At 67.6% G+C, this 19,155-nt stretch carries 11 protein-coding genes and 3 pseudogenes; 5 read left to right on the forward strand and 9 right to left on the reverse strand.

From position 1 onward, the window contains the following. Positions 1–24 precede the first annotated feature (24 nt). The 4 genes from Q9R39_RS00475 (at position 25) to treY (ending at position 8,055) form a co-directional block, all read left to right on the forward strand. Positions 25–582 carry a TetR family transcriptional regulator gene (locus tag Q9R39_RS00475; protein ID WP_078112856.1) on the forward strand — a complete coding sequence of 186 codons (558 nt, stop codon included), beginning with the start codon at positions 25–27 and terminating at the stop codon, positions 580–582. 159 nt (positions 583–741) lie between these two features. After that, a complete protein-coding gene (locus Q9R39_RS00480) occupies positions 742–2,919 on the forward strand; it encodes an acyltransferase family protein (protein WP_311277062.1) in 2,178 nt (725 codons plus the stop codon). A gap of 115 nt (positions 2,920–3,034) precedes the next feature. Beyond that, entirely contained in the window at positions 3,035–5,626 is a 2,592-nt protein-coding gene (gene glgX / locus Q9R39_RS00485; RefSeq protein ID WP_396275630.1) for a glycogen debranching protein GlgX, read from the forward strand. Between the two features lie 5 nt (positions 5,627–5,631). Then, positions 5,632–8,055: a malto-oligosyltrehalose synthase gene (treY, locus tag Q9R39_RS00490; protein WP_247449496.1), complete on the forward strand. Its 2,424-nt coding sequence runs from the start codon at positions 5,632–5,634 to the stop codon at positions 8,053–8,055. A gap of 81 nt (positions 8,056–8,136) precedes the next feature. On the opposite strand, the gene Q9R39_RS00495 is transcribed toward treY, so the two are convergent. The 9 genes and pseudogenes from Q9R39_RS00495 to Q9R39_RS00535 form a co-directional block, all read right to left on the reverse strand. Continuing rightward, positions 8,137–9,051 (reverse strand): hypothetical protein, encoded by a 915-nt coding sequence (locus Q9R39_RS00495; protein ID WP_159371024.1) that lies wholly within the window; start codon positions 9,049–9,051, stop codon positions 8,137–8,139. Positions 9,052–9,110: 59 nt separating this feature from the next. After that, positions 9,111–10,283 (reverse strand): MlaD family protein, encoded by a 1,173-nt coding sequence (locus Q9R39_RS00500; protein WP_159371025.1) that lies wholly within the window; start codon positions 10,281–10,283, stop codon positions 9,111–9,113. Beyond that, positions 10,280–11,428 carry an MlaD family protein gene (locus Q9R39_RS00505; protein WP_159371026.1) on the reverse strand — a complete coding sequence of 383 codons (1,149 nt, stop codon included), beginning with the start codon at positions 11,426–11,428 and terminating at the stop codon, positions 10,280–10,282. The genes Q9R39_RS00500 and Q9R39_RS00505 overlap by 4 nt, the downstream gene beginning before the upstream one ends. Before the next feature lie 11 nt (positions 11,429–11,439). After that, a complete protein-coding gene (locus tag Q9R39_RS00510) occupies positions 11,440–12,540 on the reverse strand; it encodes an MCE family protein (protein WP_311277063.1) in 1,101 nt (366 codons plus the stop codon). A 56-nt stretch (positions 12,541–12,596) separates the two neighbouring features. Then, the gene (locus tag Q9R39_RS00515; RefSeq protein ID WP_055476590.1) at positions 12,597–13,586 is read right to left on the reverse strand and encodes an MCE family protein; all 990 of its coding nucleotides are present in this window, start codon (positions 13,584–13,586) and stop codon (positions 12,597–12,599) included. Next, positions 13,583–14,617 carry an MCE family protein gene (locus Q9R39_RS00520; protein ID WP_311276944.1) on the reverse strand — a complete coding sequence of 345 codons (1,035 nt, stop codon included), beginning with the start codon at positions 14,615–14,617 and terminating at the stop codon, positions 13,583–13,585. The genes Q9R39_RS00515 and Q9R39_RS00520 overlap by 4 nt, the downstream gene beginning before the upstream one ends. Beyond that, positions 14,614–15,708, reverse strand: a pseudogene (locus Q9R39_RS00525) (MCE family protein); the annotation flags it as partial. The pseudogene Q9R39_RS00525 and the gene Q9R39_RS00520, both read right to left, overlap by 4 nt. After that, a pseudogene (locus Q9R39_RS00530) lies at positions 15,687–16,172 on the reverse strand (MlaE family ABC transporter permease); the annotation flags it as partial. The pseudogenes Q9R39_RS00530 and Q9R39_RS00525, both read right to left, overlap by 22 nt. 1 nt (position 16,173) lies before the next feature. After that, positions 16,174–16,994, reverse strand: a pseudogene (locus Q9R39_RS00535) (MlaE family ABC transporter permease). Between the two features lie 349 nt (positions 16,995–17,343). On the opposite strand from Q9R39_RS00535, the gene treZ reads away from it, so the two are divergent. Then, entirely contained in the window at positions 17,344–19,131 is a 1,788-nt protein-coding gene (treZ, locus tag Q9R39_RS00540; protein WP_269434031.1) for a malto-oligosyltrehalose trehalohydrolase, read from the forward strand. Positions 19,132–19,155 lie beyond the last annotated feature (24 nt).

The following is a 19,155-nucleotide window of genomic DNA, read 5'->3' on the forward strand; positions in this document are numbered from 1 at the left end:
TGCCGGGTCATTACGCTGACGCGGGTGAGCAACAGTCGCACCGACGTTCTGCGCGCCGCCCGCGACATCCTGGGCGAGCACAGCCTGGCCGACCTGTCGATGCGACGCCTCGCCACCGAACTCGGCGTCCGTCCCAACGCGCTGTACTGGCACTTTCCCAACAAGCAGACCTTGCTGGCCGCACTCGCCGACGACATCCTGGGTGCGGTCGCCATCCCCGACACCTCGCTGGCCTGGGACGAGCGCCTCGATCTGCTCGCGACCGACATGCGCAGTGCGCTCCTCGGAGTGCCCGACAGTGCCGAGGTCGTGTCCTCGAGCTGGGCGAGCGGCCTGTCGTCGAAAGCCATCACCGCTGACATCATCGCCGCCGGCACGGCCGGTGGTCTGTCCGTCCGCAACGCCGAGGCGGTCAGCACCGCACTGTGTCAGCTGGTCATCGGGCTCACCATCGAGGAACAGACGCGCGCGCAGATGGAGCGTCTGGGTGTCACCGGGCCGTCGGGTCGCGACTTCGCGGGCGAGTTCCGCGACGGGCTGGCCATCATCCTCGACGGAGCCCGGACGCGCCGCTCGCGGTGAACCCCGCGCGGCCCCGCAGACCGGTGCGCGAGTGTCGCGGTCGTCCGAATCGGTGTTTCACAGCTTCGACGAGTACATTGCTAGCCGGTCATCCCGGCCCCGAGACCGATCTGTCCCCCACCGGAAAGAACACGCCCTGTGGCATCGACGACGCGAGTAGTGGCGCCGGAGTCGTCCCCCTCGACGCCGACAACGCCCGCATACCGCACCGACCTCGACGGCCTGCGCGGTATCGCCATCGCCCTCGTCGCCTGCTTTCACGTGTGGTTCGGCAAGGTCTCCGGCGGCGTCGACGTCTTCCTCACCCTCTCGGGATACTTCTTCGTCGGGTCGCTGCTGCGGCACGCGATCACGAGCCAGGCTCCGCACGTCTCGTTCCGCGACACCCTCAACCCGTGGCCACGTCTCAAACGGCTCCTCAAACGGCTTCTACCGGCGCTGCTCACCGTCCTGATCGCGGTCACGGCGCTGACCCTGCTGATCCTCCCGCAGACCCGGTGGGCCAATGTCGGCCGCGAGGTCATCGCGAGCGCGCTGTACTACCAGAACTGGTATCTCGCGCAGAACTCCCAGGACTACCTCGCCGCGAGTTCGGCGAACAGCCCCTTGCAGCACATCTGGTCGATGTCGGTGCAGGGCCAGTTCTTCGTCCTGACCCTGCTCGTCGCCCTCGCGTTCGCGGCGTTGCTCAAGGTCGGTGCCCGCGTCGCCCGGCCGTTCGCCGACCCGCGGGTCATCAGGTTCCTCGTCGGCGGCGCGGTGTTGGTCGTCGCACTCGCGTCCTTCTACTGGGCGCACCGCGGCCTGGCGATCAACCAGCCGTACAACTACTACGACACGATCTCCCGTCTGTGGGAACCGCTGGCCGGCGGCCTGCTCGCGATCTGGTTGCCGTCCCTGCGAATCCCGAACTGGCTGCGCAACATCGCGACCGTCTTCGCTCTTGCGCTGATCGTCAGCTGCGGGTTCTGGATCGACGGTGTCAACGCCTACCCCGGTCCGATGGCGCTGGTGCCGGTCGGCGCGACGCTGCTGATCATCTGGGCGGGCGCGACGGCGTTGCAGAAGCCACCTCGGGGGTCCCATGCCGCGGCCACCGAGATGCCCGTCACGAACCGCTGGCTCGCGAGCAGGTGGCCGGTCTGGCTCGGGACCATCGCGTATTCGCTGTACCTGTGGCACTGGCCGCTGCTGATCTTCTATCTGACCTGGCGCGACAAGAACCATGCCAACTTCGTCGAGGGCGTGCTCATCCTCGCGGCGTCGGTCGGGCTCGCGTGGCTCACCAAGCGCTACATCGAGGACCCGCTGCGCGGCGGCGATCGTTCGGCGCTGAGCCGCGGCCGCCGCGACGGACGGTCGCGGTGGCTGTCGTACACGTCGGTCGTCACCTCGATCCTCGTGGTGGCGACGCTCGTCACCGGCGTCGGCATCACCGTGTGGGAGCGGCACGTCGCGAACATCGTCGTCGACACCAAGAACCTCGACCCGAGGTCGTACCCGGGGGCCCGAGCACTGCTCGACGGCTGGCCGGTGCCCGCCCTCGACCCACAACCGTCGGCGCTGGAGGTCATCAAGGACTTCCCCGAGACCTCCACCGACGGGTACATGAGCGACTTCACCGACAACGAGATCCACGTCGGCACCTACGGCGATCCGACCGCGACGCGCACCATCGCGCTCGCCGGCGGATCGCATGCCGAGATGTGGATCTCGGCGCTGGACACCCTCGGCAAGCGCAACGGTTTCAAGGTGAAGACCTACCTCAAGATGGGGTGCCCGCTGTCGACGAACCGGGTACCCAAACAGCGCGGCGTGCCCTACCCGGAGTGCTACGACTGGGGACAGCGCGTCATCGATCGCGTCATCGCGGACAAGCCGGACGCTGTGCTGACGAATTCGACGCGACCGCGGGACTACGAACCCGGCGACTGGGTGCCACCGGACTACGTGCCGATCTTCGACCGTTTCCTCGACGCCGGGGTGCCGGTGTTGGGCATGCGGGACACCCCGTGGCCGAAGAACGCGAAGGGCACCATCGACACCCCGATCTGCCTCGCCGACGGCGGCGACGCCGAGAGCTGCGGGTCGCGCCGCAGTGCTGTCCTCTCACCCGAGGACCCGGCGGCGGAGCTGGCCGCCACGCGACCCGACTTCCACCCCCTCGACATGTCCGACGGGATCTGCGACGCCGAGCGGTGCCCGGCGATCGTCGGCAACATCACCGTCTACAAAGACCCGCACCACCTGAGTGCGACCTATGTCCGCAGCCTCACCGACGAGCTGGGGCGCCAGATGGAGGCGCAACTGCCGTGGGCTGGTCCCGCGGTGCCGTGACGGTCGGCGGAAGTCGCGGTCTTCCTCCGGAAGCGGCGGGTGGGGCAGCCCACATCTGACCCCACCGGCCGCGTCCTGAGATGACCGTCCGCGGCAACGCGACTAGGGTCGACCCATGACGTCGTCGAAGGCGGGTAAGACCGGACCGCCGGCCCCCGGTGAACAGCCGGGTGATCCCGACTCCACTCCCGATTCAGATTCCACTGCCGATCCCGGCTCCCCCTCGGAGCCCCGCGCACCGGAGCCCGACACCACCTCGACGACGGCAGCGCCTCCGAGCAGCGGCAAGACCATCGCCGACCCCGTACCGATGCCGTCCGACCCGATCCAGGCCGAGGCGCTGGTCCAACCGGAACCGGCCCCGATCCCGGTGTGGCCGGGTACTCCGTACCCCCTCGGCGCCACCTATGACGGTGTGGGAACGAATTTCTCGCTGTTCTCCGAGGTAGCCGAAGCCGTCGAACTGTGCCTGATCGACCGCGAGGGCCACGAGCGTCGGATCCGGCTCGAAGAGGTCGACGGTTACTGCTGGCACTGCTACCTGCCCAACGTCGGCCCCGGCCAGTTCTACGGCTTCCGCGTCTACGGGCCGTACGACCCGTCGCAGGGATTGCGTTGCGACCCGAGCAAACTCCTGCTCGATCCGTACGGCAAGGCCTTCCACGGCGACTTCGACGGCGACGCATCGCTGTTCTCCTACCCGCTCCCGACGCCGCCCGAGGACACCGACGAATCGGCGGTCGACGACGACGCATCCGCAACCCCCGAGACCGGGGACGCCGACACCGGGACCGGCGGTGGCGGGACCGACGAGGGTGCGGTCGACGATGCCGACGAGCCGACCGCCGAGGCGGGCGATGCGGCCGATCCCGCCGATGTGGCAGGCGAGTCCGACGGCGATGCCGCGCCCGCGGAGCACGAGGACATCCCCGATCCCGAGCCGGTCAATCCGATGCCGCAGTTGGACTCACTCGGGCACACCATGGTCTCGGTGGTGATCAACCCCTACTTCGACTGGCAGAACGACCGGTCGCCCAATCGTCCGTACCACCAAACGGTCATCTACGAGGCGCACGTCAAGGGCATGACCGCGACCCATCCCGACATCCCCGAGTACCTGCGCGGCACGTACGCGGGGCTGTGCCATCCGGTGATCATCGATCACCTCAAGGAGTTGGGCATCACCGCCATCGAACTGATGCCCGTGCACCAGTTCATGCAGGACTTCGTCCTGCGCGATCAGGGTCTCCGAAACTACTGGGGCTACAACACCTTCGGATTCCTGGCACCGCACATCGAGTACTCGTCGAACCCCGACCAGCCGGCCAGCGCGGTGACCGAGTTCAAGGCGATGGTGCGTGAGTTCCACAACGCCGGCATCGAGGTCATCCTCGACGTCGTCTACAACCACACCGCCGAGGGCAACCACCTCGGACCCACCGTGTCCTTCCGCGGCATCGACAACGCCGCCTACTACCGGCTCGTCGACGGCGATCCCGAGATGTACATGGACTACACCGGAACCGGCAACAGCCTCAACGGTCGTCATCCGCACACGCTGCAGCTCATCATGGATTCGCTGCGGTACTGGATCCTCGAGATGCACGTGGACGGCTTCCGTTTCGACCTCGCGTCCACGCTGGCCCGCGAACTGCACGACGTCGATCGGCTGTCCGCGTTCTTCGATCTGGTGCAGCAGGACCCGGTGGTCAGTCAGGTGAAACTGATCGCCGAGCCCTGGGACATCGGCGAGGGTGGTTACCAAGTGGGCAACTTCCCGCCGCTCTGGACCGAATGGAACGGCAAGTACCGCGACACCGTCCGCGACTACTGGCGCGGCGAGCCGTCCACCCTGGGCGAGTTCGCCTCCCGGCTCACCGGATCGTCGGATCTGTACGAGGCGACCGGCCGACGGCCGCTCGCGAGCATCAACTTCGTCATCGCGCACGACGGTTTCACGCTGCGGGACCTGGTGTCCTACAACGAGAAGCACAACATGGCCAACGGTGAGGACAACCGGGACGGCGAGAGCCACAACCGGTCGTGGAACTGCGGAGTCGAGGGACCCACCGACGATCCCGAGATCAACGCCCTCCGCGCGCGGCAGCAGCGGAACATCCTGGCGACGCTGTTCCTGTCGCAGGGCACGCCGATGCTGGCGCACGGCGACGAGATCGGGCGTACGCAACAGGGCAACAACAACGTCTACTGCCAGGACTCCGAGTTGTCCTGGATGGACTGGACTCTCGCCGAGGAGAACGCCGACCTGCTGGAGTTCACCCGCAAGGCCATCGCGCTGCGCACCCGGCATCCGGTCTTCCGGCGACGAAAGTTCTTCGGCGGGAAGCCGATCAGGTGGGGCGACCAGGCACTCGACATCGCCTGGCTCACGCCGGCCGGCCAGGAGATGACCGCCGAGGACTGGGACAGCGGGTTCGGCAAGAGCCTCGCCGTGTTCCTCAACGGAAACGGACTGGGCGAGAAGGACGAACGTGGCGAACTGGTCGTCGACGACTCCTTCTTCATCTGCTTCAACGCCCACTACGAGGACCTGGACTTCACGCTCCCGCCGACGTGGTACGGCAACGAGTGGGTCGGCGAACTGGACACGACGCATCCCGTGGGGGACAGCGAGCTGACGGCCGCCGCCGGTGAGTCGGTGACCGTCGGCGCCCGCTCCGTCCTGGTCCTGCGAAAGACCTCGTGACTCCCATGGGCAATCGTCCGACCCCGCGCGCGACGTACCGGCTCCAACTACACGGCGACTTCGGATTCGCCGATGCCACAGCACAGCTCGACCACCTCGCCGAGTTGGGGATCAGCCACGTCTACCTCTCCCCGATCGGCACGGCGTCGGCCGGGTCGACGCACGGCTACGACTGGTTGCCGCCGCCGGCGGTCTCCGCCGTGCTGGGCGGGATCGACGGGCTGCGGGAACTGCGTTCCGCCGCCGCCGAACGCGGTCTGGGTCTGATCATCGACATCGTCCCGAACCACACCGGAGTCGCCGATGCACTCGCCAACCCGTGGTTCGCCGACCTGCTCCGCCACGGGCCCGGATCGGCGTACGCGCACTATTTCGACGCCGACTTCAGCGACGACAACGGTGCCGACGGAAAGCTGGCCCTGCCGATCGTCGCCGCCGATGGGGACTTGAGCCCGCTCGAGATCGACGAGCACGGGAATCTGCGGTACTACGATCACGCGTTCCCGATCGCCCCCGGCACCGCGGGAGACATTCGGCCCGCTCGCTCCGCTCCCGGCGCCGGGGACACTCGGCCCGCTCGCTCCGCTCCCGGCGCCGGGGACACTCGGCCCGCTCGCTCCGCTCCCGGCGCCGGCGGCACACCGGGTGAGATCCACTCCCGCCAGCACTATCGGCTCGTGCCGTGGAACAGCGGCCTGATCGGCTACCGGCGGTTCTTCACGGTCAACGAACTCGCCGGTCTGCGCCAGGAGGACCCGGAGGTCTACGACGCGACGCACCACTGGCTGCGTGAGTTGCTCGACGCCGACCTCATCGACGGTGTGCGCGTGGATCATCCGGACGGTCTGTGGGACCCCCAGGATTATCTGCGCCGATTGCGAGCGGACGTGGGCGACGACCGTCTCCTCTACATCGAGAAGATCCTGGCGCCGGATGAGCCCCTCGAACCGACACTGCCGGTCGAGGGCACCACCGGGTACGACCACATGCGCGTGATCGATGCCGTGTTCGTGGCGCCGGCCGGCGTCGCCCAGCTCACCGAGCTACACGAACGGATCACCGGCGAGAGCGGTGACGCGCGGTGGGTGGAGGCCGCCGAGCACGATCGCAAACTCCGCACCGTGCGGGAGTCGTTCCCGGCGGAGCTCAGACGTCTCGTGCGCGCCGTCACCACGCGCGTCGAGGGATCACCGGCCTCGGATCCGGACGTGATCGCCACCGCCTGCGCCGAACTGATCGCCGCGCTCGGGGTCTACCGGGCGGACTACCCGTCGTTGCGTCCACGTCTACTCGCCGTCGCCACCGGGATCGCCGAGGCGAAACCCGAACTGCGTGCCGCGATCGACCTCATCGTGCGGGAGACGGCGGTGCCCGGCGAGGCGACATCGAGGCTGGCGCAGACCTGCGGAGCGGTGACCGCGAAGAGCGTCGAGGACAGCTTGTTCTACCGGACGGCCCGGCTCGTCTCCGCCCAGGAGGTCGGTGGCGATCCCGCGAATCCCGTCATGTCGCTGGCCGATTTCCACGAGCACAACGCCGAGCGCGCCGCGCGGTGGCCGCTGGCCATGACGGCCACGTCGACGCACGACACCAAACGCGGTGAGGACGTGCGCGCGCGGATCGCGGTGCTCGCCCAGATCCCCGACCGCTGGTCCCAGCTCGTCGAGGAGGTCTGGCGCGAGACCGACGTGCCGGATGACCTGACCGGCTATTTTCTGCTGCAGAACATCGTCGGGGTCTGGCCCACCGAGGACCCGGTCACCGATGAGTTGCGGGGCCGGTTGATCGAGTACGCCCGTAAGGCGACTCGCGAGGCCGGTCTGCGCACCACGTGGACCGAGGTGAACGAGGAGTTCGAGGCCGCGGTCGAGACCTGGATCGGCCAGGTCACCAGCGGGGACGTCGCATCCTCGGTCGCCGAACTCGTCGACCGCATCGGACCGGCGTGGGAGCAGGAAGCGCTGGCGCGCAAGGCGATCGCGATCCTCGGGCCCGGGGTCCCCGACATCTATCAGGGCACCGAGTGGTGGGAGGACTCCCTCGTCGATCCCGACAATCGACGACCGGTCGACTTCGGCCGGTCGACCGAGCACCCGAAGACCCGACTCGTCCAGGCAGCTCTCCGTGCCCGGGCCGCGCATCCCGATGCGTTCGCCGTTGCGGGCACCTATCAGCGACTGACCGCCGACGGGCCCGCCGCCGACCACACCATCGCGTTCGTGCGCGGCACCGGCGACACCCCCTCGGTCGTCGTGGTGACCGCCCGGTTCACCCACAGCCTCGACCACGATGCCGCGGCCGCGACGTCGATCGCCCTGCCCCCGGGGTTCCGGTGGCGCGACGACCGAACAGGGTCGGTGTACGAGGGATCGGTCGACCTCGCCTCGGCCCGTGCCGAACACCCCGTGGCGATACTCGTCCGAACGTGACGCCCACCCACCACTGATAGACGAGCGCGCCCCCGAATCGGTGGCGCGCTCGTCCATTGCCGGTGAGTGTGTCGGCCCGGATCAGCCGCCCGGCGCGGGCTGCGGTGCCGGCGACGGCTGCGGTGCCGGCGACGGCTGGGGTGCCGGCGCACCTGCGGCGCCGGGCAGCGACTGCGACGGATCGATCTGACCGCTGGGGCTCCCCGGCGGACCGTCGACCTCGGACACCAGCCACTTGCCGTCTTCCTTGCTGAGGTCCAAGCGGAAGACCATCAGGCTGGTACCGCCGCTGGGCAACTTGACGCTGCGGCCGGTCACCTCCGCCATCACCACGGTCTTGGCGGTGTCGGCATCGACGGTCTCGACGGCAACCACGCTGATCGTCGAGGACACCTCGATGTTCAGGGACTCCACATTGGCCTCGGTGTCGGCCCGTTCCTGCTCGAGGCGGTTGCGCAACTCCCCCGTCGACAGCGGACCCAGCAGTTCCTTCGAGTTGCCCGCGTTGTCGGCGTTGAGCGTCGTCACGAGCTTCGTGACGAAGTCGGCCGAGGCCGTCTTGGAATCGGCGAACGCGTCGGCCTCCCGCTGGAGGTCGTAGGCGCGCCAGCCGAAGAACGCCACCAGCGCGATGAGGGCAACCGCGACGATGGCGGCGAGAACCTTCTTGATCCCGCCGCCGGTGACCGTGAACGAGATCTCGCGACGATCCGAACCCGCCTTCGATGATGCTGCCGGCGACGGGTCACCCGCGGCACCGGAGGCGTCGGCACCGTCGGTCTCGGACGTGCTCGCCGCCGTGCCGGTTCCGCTCCGTCGAGCCGACTTCCCCCGCGGCGTCGCCGCGGTCCCGGCGTCGTTCGTGTCCTCCGCGCTCGTCGCCCCATCGGTGTGATCGGCTGCGACATCCCCGCTCTCGGGCGACGTGCTGTCGGCCTTCTCGTCCGTCGGATTCACGTCGGTATCAGTACGATCTGGGTCATTCCGGTCAGTCATCTACAGGTCACACAACTTGTCTGTCGTCGTCGAGTGGCCGTCAGTCGTCGAGCGGCCCATCACTTGTCGAGCGGAACGGTACGGGCGTTCGGGTCGTAACCCGGCGGCGGTCCCGCGGTGTCGTCGCCCGGTGGCCGCGGCGCATTGGCCGAGCCACGGATCTGCTGACGCGGATCCTCGGTCACACAGTACAGATTGGTCGGGATGGCCAGCTCGAGGATCTGCGTCGGGCGCCGCGGCGTCACCGGGTAGTTGCAGCTCGGACGGGGGTATACCGACCCGAAGGCCCACCACGCACCGTCGTGGAACATGGTGAGGCTCTTGACACTGGCATCGCGGATCGCGGGGAACAGCGTCGCGAGCGCCGGCGCACGCAACGCACCCTGCTCGGCGATGTCGACGAACTGCTTCGTCACATCGGTGATCGGATCCGTCAACTGGTTGATCGACCCCGCCAGGCTCGTGAACTGCGAGGGACCTCGGTCGAGGAGCTCGCGGAGTTCCTTGTCGGAGGCAGCCGCCGAGTTGACCAGCGAACTCAATCCCGCAACCGTCGTGCCGAGGTCGGGCTGGATCTGTGCCGTGGTCTTGAAGATGGTCCCCGCGTTCTGGATTAACTTGGTGGTCTCCGGCAGCGCGGTGTACAGCTTCGCGAAGATCGTGCCACCGGAATCGAAGATGACGGACAGGTCGTTCGTGCCGTCCTCGTCGTAGAGAGCGATCTTCAGATTGTCCACGGCGGAACGGAGTTTCGCCGGATCGATCTGGTTGATCAGTTCCAGCGAGGACTCGAGCAGTTGCGAGAACGGCACGGTGACCTCGGTCTGGTCGGCCCGGATGACGTCCCCGTCCTCCAGGTAGGGACCGTCGGACGTGTCCGGCTGGAAATCGACGTACTGCTCGCCCGCAGCCGACAGACCCAGTGCCGCAACGGTGGTGTCGCGGTTGATCTTGTACCGGTCCTCGACCGTGACGACGACCTCCACCGAATCCGGTTGCACCCGAACGGTGTCGACGTCGCCGATGCGCGCGCCGCGCAGTGTGACCCCGGACGTCTCCTGCAGACCGCCGGAGATCGGGAACTGGATGGTGAGCTTGTACTTGTCGGCGAACGGCTGCCACCGCAGGATGCCCAGGGCGAGATAGCTGAGTCCGACGACCATGACCAGTACCAGGGCGATGTTGCCCACGAGTACCGAATTCCGGCGTAGGACACCGAATATGCCGCTCATCCGCAACACCCCCTCGTCCCCGTGATCCGCGCCAGCAGACGGGTCAGTGTCTGCTGCAACGCCGCCGAACCCTCGTCCACGTCCTGGATCTCGGGCAGTCTGCTCGCCGAGTCGAAGCCGACACCCGGGCTGAGCCAGTAGACCTTCGATGACACCGCCGCCGCGCTACCCGGTGTGGACTTGACCCACTTCGGCGTGAGCTCGTGCAGGTTGTCGGCCAGTGATCCGAGCGGACCCGCGGCCTGCCGGAGCCCGGCCAGCACCGTCGACAGATGGCCCAGCATCTCGACCAGGTTGTCCTGATCGCTGTCGAGGAAGTCGTTGGTGGCCGCGGTGACCTGCTGGGTCTTGTCCAGGGTGGTCAGGATCGTGGCGATCTGCCCGTTCAGCGACTCGAGCGCCGGACCCAGTTTGTTGATCGACGCCATGATCTGCGCACGCCCGTCGGCGAGCTGACCGCTGAGCACCCGCGTGGCGGCCAGCGACCGATCGACCGCCGCCGAACTCTGGTTCAGCTTCCGGATGCCGGTGGTCAGGCCCCGGATGGCGCCGTTGAGATCCGACGGGTTCGTCGCGACCGCGCTGCTCAGCTCGGTGAGGATGATCGTCAGCGAGTTCAGCGAACCGCTGTCCACGACCCCGCTCATGCTGATCAGCAGATCCTCGACCGTCGCCGCGGCCGACGTCGGACCGGTGAGCGTGTCCCCGTCCACCATCAGACCGTCGCGCGCCTCGATCGGCGGCAGCAGGGCGACGAAGACGTCGCCCAGCGGTGTGGCCTGGCGGAGCTCGGCGCCGGTCCCGACCGGGAGCTTGGTCTTCTTGCTGACCTGCATGGTCACCACGGCGGTGTAGTCCTTGGCGACGAGGTCGGTGACCTGTCCGACATCGGTTCCGTTGAGCTTCACCTTCGCCTGCGCCGGCAGGTTGAGCGCGTTGGCGAAGTTCGCGGTGATCGTGATCGAGTCACCGATGCCGCCGGGTGCGGGCAGCGGGATCTGCTCGACCGTGAGACTCGGGAGGAGTCCGCAACCGGTGAGTCCCATGAGCGCCGCGAGCAGCACCGCCATGACCCCGCCTCGGCGGACCCGGCCGTGGGATCGCGCCGGGCGCCCGGGGCCGTCCGAACGGCTCAGCGAATCCATTGTCGCCGTTCTCATTTCGTCAGCTCCAGCATCGCCGAGTAGATACCGAGGTCGGGACCGAAGTCCTTGAGCTTGCCCGTTCGGCAACCGTCCTTCTGCAGGTTGATCGCCTCACAGAACTCGGCGAGGAGTTCGTTGTCGAGGAGCGTCTTGTCGAGCAGCACCTGCGTGCGCCACGCGCCCTGTTCGGCCGAGATCGAGTTGCTCAGGTTCTGGAAGAGCAGCGGGCCGACGTCGACCGTCTCGACGACCTGCCGCGAGTAGTCCCCGAGATTGGCGGTCAGCGCGGCGAGCCGGTCGAACGACACCGACATGGTGTTGGTGTTGTTCTGCAGGAACACGGTGGTGTTCTGCAGCGTCTGATTCAGGTTGGCCAGGGTGGCGAGCAGACCGGGCGCCTGGTCTCCCAGCAGCTGCGACACCTGGTTGACCGACTCGGAGAACGCCGTCATCTTCGGATAGTTCTGCACCAGGGTGGTGGTCAGACCCTCGATGGTCTCGAGGATGTCGACGAGGGCATCGCTGTTGCCCGCCACCACATCGGACGCCCCGCCGAGTTCGTCGAGCGCCGCGCGGATCTCCTCGCCGTTGCCGGTGGCGATGCCGGAGGTGATGTCGATCATCTCCGCGAGAGGGCCGGGTCCTTCTCCCTCACCCTTGAGGGCCACCACCAGACCGTCGATGGCGTCGAACAGCTCGCCGACCGACACCGGGGCCTTCGTCTCTTTCAGGACCGAGCCGTCCTCGAGCTTCGGTCCGCCGTCGTAGGCGGGCGACAACTCGATATGGCGGGTGGTGACGATCGAAGTGTTGACGATCGCCGCCGTGGCGTCGGCCGGGACGGGGACGTCGCTGTCGATCGTCATGGTCACCTTGACGCGCTCGCCCTGCGGCTCCACCGCGGTGACCTGACCGACCGGCATGCCGAGGACCGCGACGTCGTTGCTGACGTAGAGCCCGGCGACGTTGTCGAAATAAGCAGTCACCTCGATCGCCTGGCCGACCGCCGCCTTCCAGCTCCCCGGGATCATCGAACAGCCGGAGAGCCCGAGGATGCCGAGCAGCGCGACCCCGACCAGCAGGATCGGGCGGCGGAGTCCGTGGGCGCGCATCGTCGTACCTGCCGTCGTGTCCGGGCTCATCGTTTCCGGGCTCATCGTTTCCGGGCTCAGCATCCGTCCACCACCCGGGCCAGGCACAGCCAGTTGTCGGGAAAGATGCCCCAGGGCAGATAGCCGTTCGCGTAGGGCCCGTCGCCGATGACGTTGTTGGTCAGGCGCGCGGTGACCGGGAGGATCTCCAGCAACTTGCGGAGGTTGTTGCGGTTCTTCTCCAGGCCCTGGGTGATCGTGTTCAGGTTCGCCATGATGGGCGCGAACTGGTTCGCGTTCTCGCCGGCCACCGCGGTCGCCTGCTCGGTGAGTTCGGCGATGCCGTCGAGCATCCGGGTGACCAGCTCTTCACGCGCCACGATCTTCTGGGTCAGGTCGCGTCCCTGACCCACGATCACGGCGAGCTGGGCCTGATTGTCGTTGACGATGTTGGTGATCGTCTTGGTGTCGGCGATCAATTGGTTGATCTGGTCCTTGCGATTGGTGATGACCTTCGACATCTGGGTGAGCGCCTCGAAGGTCGGCTCGGTGATCGCCGGTACGCCGGCGAGCTGCCGGTTGAGGGTGCGGATGCTCTCGGAGAGCGTCCGGTCGTCGATCCCGGTCAGGATCGGCGCGCCCGCCTCGATGGTGCGCTGGAGATCGTAGGGCACGGCGGTCTTCGCGATGTGCCCGTCGGGTGCATCCTCCGGCGAATCTCCCAGCGACACATCGATGTAGCGCTGACCCAGCAACGTCGACATCTTGATCTCGGCAGAACCGTTGGACGTCACCCGGACGTCGCTGTCGACCTTCATGGTGATGGCGACGTGCTGTCCGGCGAGTTCGGTGTCGGTGACCTCACCGACGTCGATACCGGCGACGCGGACCTTGTCCCCCGGCCGGATACCGCCGGCCTGGGCGAAGTCGCCGGTGAGGGTCTTCTTGCCCAGATGCGCGGTCGCGAGAGCGGTCACGCCGAGCAACAGGGCGACGATGACCACGGCGCCGATCACGCCGAACCACACGCGCCGGTTGTCACGGAAACTCCTGCGGAACCAGCTCATCGGCACACCACCGAGTGATTCGTGCCGCCGATCTTGTTGAAGATCCCGGGCGGTAGCAGGACGTCGCCGATCGCGACGTCGAGATCACATGCAGAGATGTTCAAGTAAGCGCCCTCACCGAGCACGAGCGGGAAATGACCGAGGAAGATCGGCGCGTCGACCGCCATCCGATCGAGTTTGGCGCCATTGCTGATCAGGGTGTTGGTCGCGATCCGGCCGTCCGTCGCGGCGTCGGCGAGACTCTGTCGGCTCTCACTCAGCACGTCGGCGAATCCGCTTGCGGTGCGGCCGATGTCGGTCACCGCACTGCCGAACGCCGCGGAGTTCGAGTTGAGGTTGGCGATCAGCGCCGACATCGACTCGATGACGGTGCCCAGCTGACCGCCCTGGCGCGACAGGTCGCGCATGACCGCACTCAGGTTGTTGATGATCGCGCCGAGCACGACGTCCCGGTTTGCCGTGTCCTCCGCGAGGCGGCCGACCTCGGCGACCGTGTAGCTCAAGGACACCGAATTGCCCTGGAACGCCTGGATCAAGCCCTCGGACAGGGCGTTGACCTGTTCCGGGGTGAGGGTCTCGAAGACCGGCTGGAACCCGGCGAGCAATGTGGTGACGTCGAAGGAGTCCTCGGAGGGGAGCTCGAGCGTCGACCCCGGGTCGAGCGGCGTGCTCTCCCGATCCGCGACCAGCGTCAGGTTCAGATATCGCTGCCCGATGAGGTTCTGGTAGCGGACCGCCGCCCGGGTGTTGGTGTACACCTGCTGGTTGTCCTGCACCTCGAAGGTGACCCGGGCGCGGCCGTCGGCGAGTTCGATCCCGTCCACACGACCGACGCGGACTCCCGCCATGCGGACGTCGTCGCCCTCGGCCAGACCCGAGGCGTCACCGAAATAGGTGGTGTAGCTGTTGGTCGTCCCCGGCACCGAGCGCTCCAGCGTCGAGAAGATCACGTAGGTGACCAGCAACGCGGCGATCCCGAAGATGGTGAAACCGATCAGCGGTTTGCGGATCGATTCCGAAGCCGCGCTCATCGTCCTCCTCCTTGGCCGTCGCCACCCCGGCCCGGCTCGGCGGCGTTGCGCACCTCGAGCGTCTGGACCAGGGGGCCCAGCATGATCGTGTCCGCTGCCGACGGGGTACGGCGCAAGACGGTGCCGAGGGTCTTGTTGTCGGCATCGGTGGTGACATTGCCGACCGGCTTGTTCCGGCGCATCCCGTCGGACGGATAGATCGACAGCGGACCCGACATCGTCGGCCCCGTGCCCGTGCCCGGTCCCACGCAGCCGGGGCCGCGCAGTGTGCCGTAGGGGCCGCCGTCGTACACCGGGCAGTTCTGCCGGGTGTAGCGCTGGAAGGCGCCGAAGCTGACACCGATGTTGAGCTGCACGTGACCGTTGGTGCCGGTGAACACCGTCAGCACCCTCGCGGCCAGGTTGTTCAGTGCGATCACGCCCTGCGGCAGCGAGTTCGGCTCGAGGACGAGCGCACCCAGCATGCGGTTCAGATCGGTCACCAGACGCTGACCGCTGTCGCCATTGCGCGCGAACAGCAACTGGGTCTGATCGAGCAGGCCCTGACTCGCCGTCAACACCGCGGTCAGGTCACGCTGCTTCTCCGCGATGGTGATCGCCGGGATCACGCTGCGGCCCAGGGTGTCCAGCAGTTGCGGCGCCGACTGCGACAGTCCGGTGAGCGCGGCATCGAAGTTGTCGAAACCCGGGGGCGCGCCCGGTGGGAACTGGGCGTTGATCGAGTCGAAGTAGTTCTTCAGGACGGGGACGAACGACCCGAACACCGAGCCGCCGCCCTTCAGCGCGTCGGCGATCGTGCCGAGCACCTGCGCCAGTTCCTCCGGCGGCACCGCGTCGAGGATCCGCTTCAGCTCGTTCTGGGCGTCCTGCAGCTTGATCGTCTCGAGCGAGTCGTCGGCCGGGATCACATCGCCGGCGGACAACCGGTCGGCACCCACCTCGGCGGGCTGCACCAGCTCGACGGAGTTGACGCCGAACAGGTTCGACGGAACCGTGCGCGCGGTCACCGAGGCGGGAATGCCGTCGGCCTGCGCCGGTTCGATGTCGATGGCGACGTTCTTGATCAACCTGGCAGCGGCCGGATCGCGATCGCCTCGAGGGCGTCGATCTCCTCGGCGATGCGCATCGAGCCCAGCTGTGCGGTGAACCGGCAACCCGACTGGGCGGTGAACGCGGTCGCAGCGAGCAGCGGTGCGATCTCGCGGGTCGTCGCGAAGGCCGACAGGCCACCGGTCACCGGGGACATGCCGAGCAGGTTGAGGGCGGTGTAGCCCTCGATGCCCACGGTCGCGCCGCCCATGATGCCGAGGATCACCATGACGCCGACGGTGCCGCCACCGACGACGATGGCGCCGTTGCCCCACGCCACGTCGGCGAGCAGGCGCCACACCTCTTTGCTGTAGTGACGGAACGCCAGCGGCACCGCGGCGATCGAGCGGACCAGGAAGGTGATCAGATGGCCCATCGCGGCGAGCGCATCGCGCGGACCGCGGTACACCGCCTTGGCGGCCTCGAGCGGCCGCAGGGCCGGAGGTACATACCGTGACGCGGTCATCTCACACCACCCTCGACGGGAACAGGATCGCGAACAGTTGCGTGAGGATCACGTTCACCGTGAACAGCAGCAGGACCGAGTTGACGACAGCGGCGTTCACCGAGTCGGCCACACCCGCGGGCCCGCCCTTCGTCGAAAGGCCGCGATCGCAGGCGACGATGGCCACGATCGCGCCGAATACGACGGCTTTGGACAACGCGAACATGAGGTCGGCGGTGGTGGCGAAGGACGCGAAGGTGCCGGTGTAGCTACCCGGTGTGCCGCCCTGGAAGTAGACGTTGAAGACGTAGCCGGTGATGAACCCGACGAAGCAGACGAACCCGCAGAGCAGGAAGCTGACCACCATGGTCGCGAGCAGTCGCGGTGAGATGAGCCGTTCGATCGGGTTGACACCCATGACGCGCATGGCGTCGATCTCGTCGCGGATCGTGCGCGAGCCCAGGTCGGCGGCGATGGCCGAGCCGACCGCGCCGGCCAGGAGCAACGACGTGACCAGCGGGGCGCCCTGCCGGATCACGCCCAGGCCCGTCGCGGCGCCGGAGAACGAGGTCGCACCGACCTGACCGGCGATGTTGGACACCTGGATCGACACGATGACGCCGATCGGGATCGCGACCAGGAGCGTCGGGAAGACCGAGGTGCTGGCCATGAAGGCGCACTGTCGGACGAACTCGCCGAACGGGAACCGCCGCTTGAAGAGGTCGACGAGAGGGTCCGGAACACCTCGACGAACATGCCGAGCTGACGTCCGAAGGTGTCGAACGAGGCGACGATGTGGCCGTCGTACCACGACCGAACCGCCCCCGGCCTCTTGCGGCCCACCTCCTAGTCGTCCGAGGTGACTGCGTTAGTGCTCAATCCCTACCCTTGCGTCTCGGCTTACCCGTTCACCGGCCGTCAGGTCGCGATGGCGCGTGTCGTCGCCGACGCGCGTCCTCGTTTCCGCAGAACCCCTCCGCGTGCCCCCCGAGGGCAGAAGCGGCGCGGGTAACATACCCCATTCCCCTCGTCCGAATGTGTCCGGCCTCACACTAGCGCCCGACTGCACCTGTCCGGGGTCCGACATACCTTGCATGATGTGACGAATCCCCCGACCGCTGCCGCTGCTGCCCAGAGCACGATAACTTGGTCGGACGACCAGCGGGAACAAAACCTACCACTTCGTTCCAATGTGGAGCCCTTCCGATCACCGCGATCACTGGGCGAACTCCGGGTCTGGGCGCCGAACGCGCAGGTCGTCGACCTCGTGACGACGAGCGCGACCGGTTCGGCGCAGGTGCGAACGCCCATGTCGACCGCGGCGGACGGTTGGTGGCAGGTCAATGCCATGCCGGCCGGCGGCACCGATGGCGATCTCCGCTACGGCTTCTCGATCGACGGCGGACCACCGCGTCCGGACCCGCGCGCCGTCCGTCTGCCGGGCGGGGTGCACGAACTGTCGGCGTTGTTCACCGTCGACGACGCCGGCTGGACCGACGCCGACTGGACCGGTCGCGACATCCGGGGAGCGGTGGTCTATGAGCTCCACCTCGGCACCTTCACCCCGGAGGGCACGCTCGACTCCGCCATCGGCCGGCTCGACCATCTCGTCGACCTGGGGGTCGACTTCGTCGAGCTGATGCCGGTCAACGCGTTCAACGGGGTTCACAACTGGGGCTACGACGGCGTCGGCTGGTTTGCGGTGCAGGAGACCTACGGCGGACCGGCAGCGCTGGCCCGGTTCGTCGACGCCTGTCACGCCCGGGGACTCGGTGTCGTCCTCGACGTCGTGTACAACCACCTCGGCCCCTCCGGCAATTACCTACCCGACTTCGGGCCCTACCTCAGCGCGGGGACCACATCGTGGGGGTCGTCGGTCAATCTGTCCGATCCGGACTCCGACGAGGTGCGGGCGTTCATCCTCGGCACCGCGCTGCGGTGGTTCAGCGAGTTCCACGTGGACGCACTGCGCCTCGACGCCGTGCACGCGCTGACCGATCACCGCGCCGTTCACCTCCTGGAGGAGCTCGCCGCCGCCACCGACGACCTCGCCGCCCGACTCGGGCGCCCACTGTCGCTGATCGCCGAGAGCGATCTCAACGATCCCCGGATGATCCTGCCGCGCACGGTCAACGGACTCGGGCTCGCGGCACAGTGGGACGACGACATCCACCACGCGATCCACACGCTGGTGTCCGGCGAACGGCAGGGTTACTACGGCGACTTCGGCAGCTACGAGTGCCTGGCGAAGGTCCTCACCGGCGGCTTCTTCCACGACGGCACCTATTCGTCGTTCCGCAGGCGGCACCACGGACGGCCGATCCCGACCGATACCGTGCCCGCGTCGGCGCTGCTCGGCTACACCTGCAACCACGACCAGATCGGCAACCGGGCGATCGGCGACCGTCCGAGCGCCTATCTCGACGGCGGTCAACTCGCGATCAAGGCGGCGTTGGTCCTGCTGTCCCCTTTCACCCCGATGCTGTTCATGGGTGAGGAATGGGCTGCCGCGACGCCCTTCCAGTTCTTCACCTCCCACCCGGAACCGGAACTGGGCCGAGCCACCGCCGAGGGGCGTAAGGCGGAGTTCGCCGAACACGGCTGGGACAGCGACGATGTGCCGGACCCGCAGGATCCGGCGACGTTCGAGCGGTCGAAGCTGGACTGGACCGAACTCGGCGATCCCGCACACGCGCGTGTGCTCGACTTCTACCGAACGCTGATCGCGTTACGGAAAGCCGAAGCGGCGCTGCACGATCCGACCTTCGCGTCGGTGTCCGTCGACTTCGACGAGGCGTCCGGATGGTTCGCGATGCACCGCGGGGACTGGTCCGTGGTGTGCGTGCCCGGGGACGAACCGGCCACCGTGCCCCTCGTACTCGACGTCGAGATGGCTTGGGAGCCGGCCCGTTCCGACGGCGCCGGATTCACCTCGCCGGGCCACAACGTGGTCATCGGCCGCCGCGGCAACGTCTCCTAGCCCGAAGCCGCGTGTACCGCGGCT

This window comes from Gordonia sp. AC31, assembly GCF_031844505.1.
GTDB classification, from domain to species: domain Bacteria; phylum Actinomycetota; class Actinomycetes; order Mycobacteriales; family Mycobacteriaceae; genus Gordonia; species Gordonia hongkongensis.

What these genes read in the sequence shown, in the direction of transcription:
- glgX (WP_396275630.1), top strand. Translation starts at nt 3,035, where the DNA reads ATGACGTCGTCGAAGGCGGGTAAGACCGGACCGCCGGCCCCCGGTGAA.
- Q9R39_RS00500 (WP_159371025.1), bottom strand. Translation starts at nt 10,283, where the DNA reads ATGAGCGGCATATTCGGTGTCCTACGCCGGAATTCGGTACTCGTGGGC.
- Q9R39_RS00515 (WP_055476590.1), bottom strand. Translation starts at nt 13,586, where the DNA reads ATGAGCTGGTTCCGCAGGAGTTTCCGTGACAACCGGCGCGTGTGGTTC.
- Q9R39_RS00505 (WP_159371026.1), bottom strand. Translation starts at nt 11,428, where the DNA reads ATGGATTCGCTGAGCCGTTCGGACGGCCCCGGGCGCCCGGCGCGATCC.
- Q9R39_RS00510 (WP_311277063.1), bottom strand. Translation starts at nt 12,540, where the DNA reads ATGCGCGCCCACGGACTCCGCCGCCCGATCCTGCTGGTCGGGGTCGCG.
- Q9R39_RS00520 (WP_311276944.1), bottom strand. Translation starts at nt 14,617, where the DNA reads ATGAGCGCGGCTTCGGAATCGATCCGCAAACCGCTGATCGGTTTCACC.
- Q9R39_RS00495 (WP_159371024.1), bottom strand. Translation starts at nt 9,051, where the DNA reads ATGACTGACCGGAATGACCCAGATCGTACTGATACCGACGTGAATCCG.
- treY (WP_247449496.1), top strand. Translation starts at nt 5,632, where the DNA reads ATGGGCAATCGTCCGACCCCGCGCGCGACGTACCGGCTCCAACTACAC.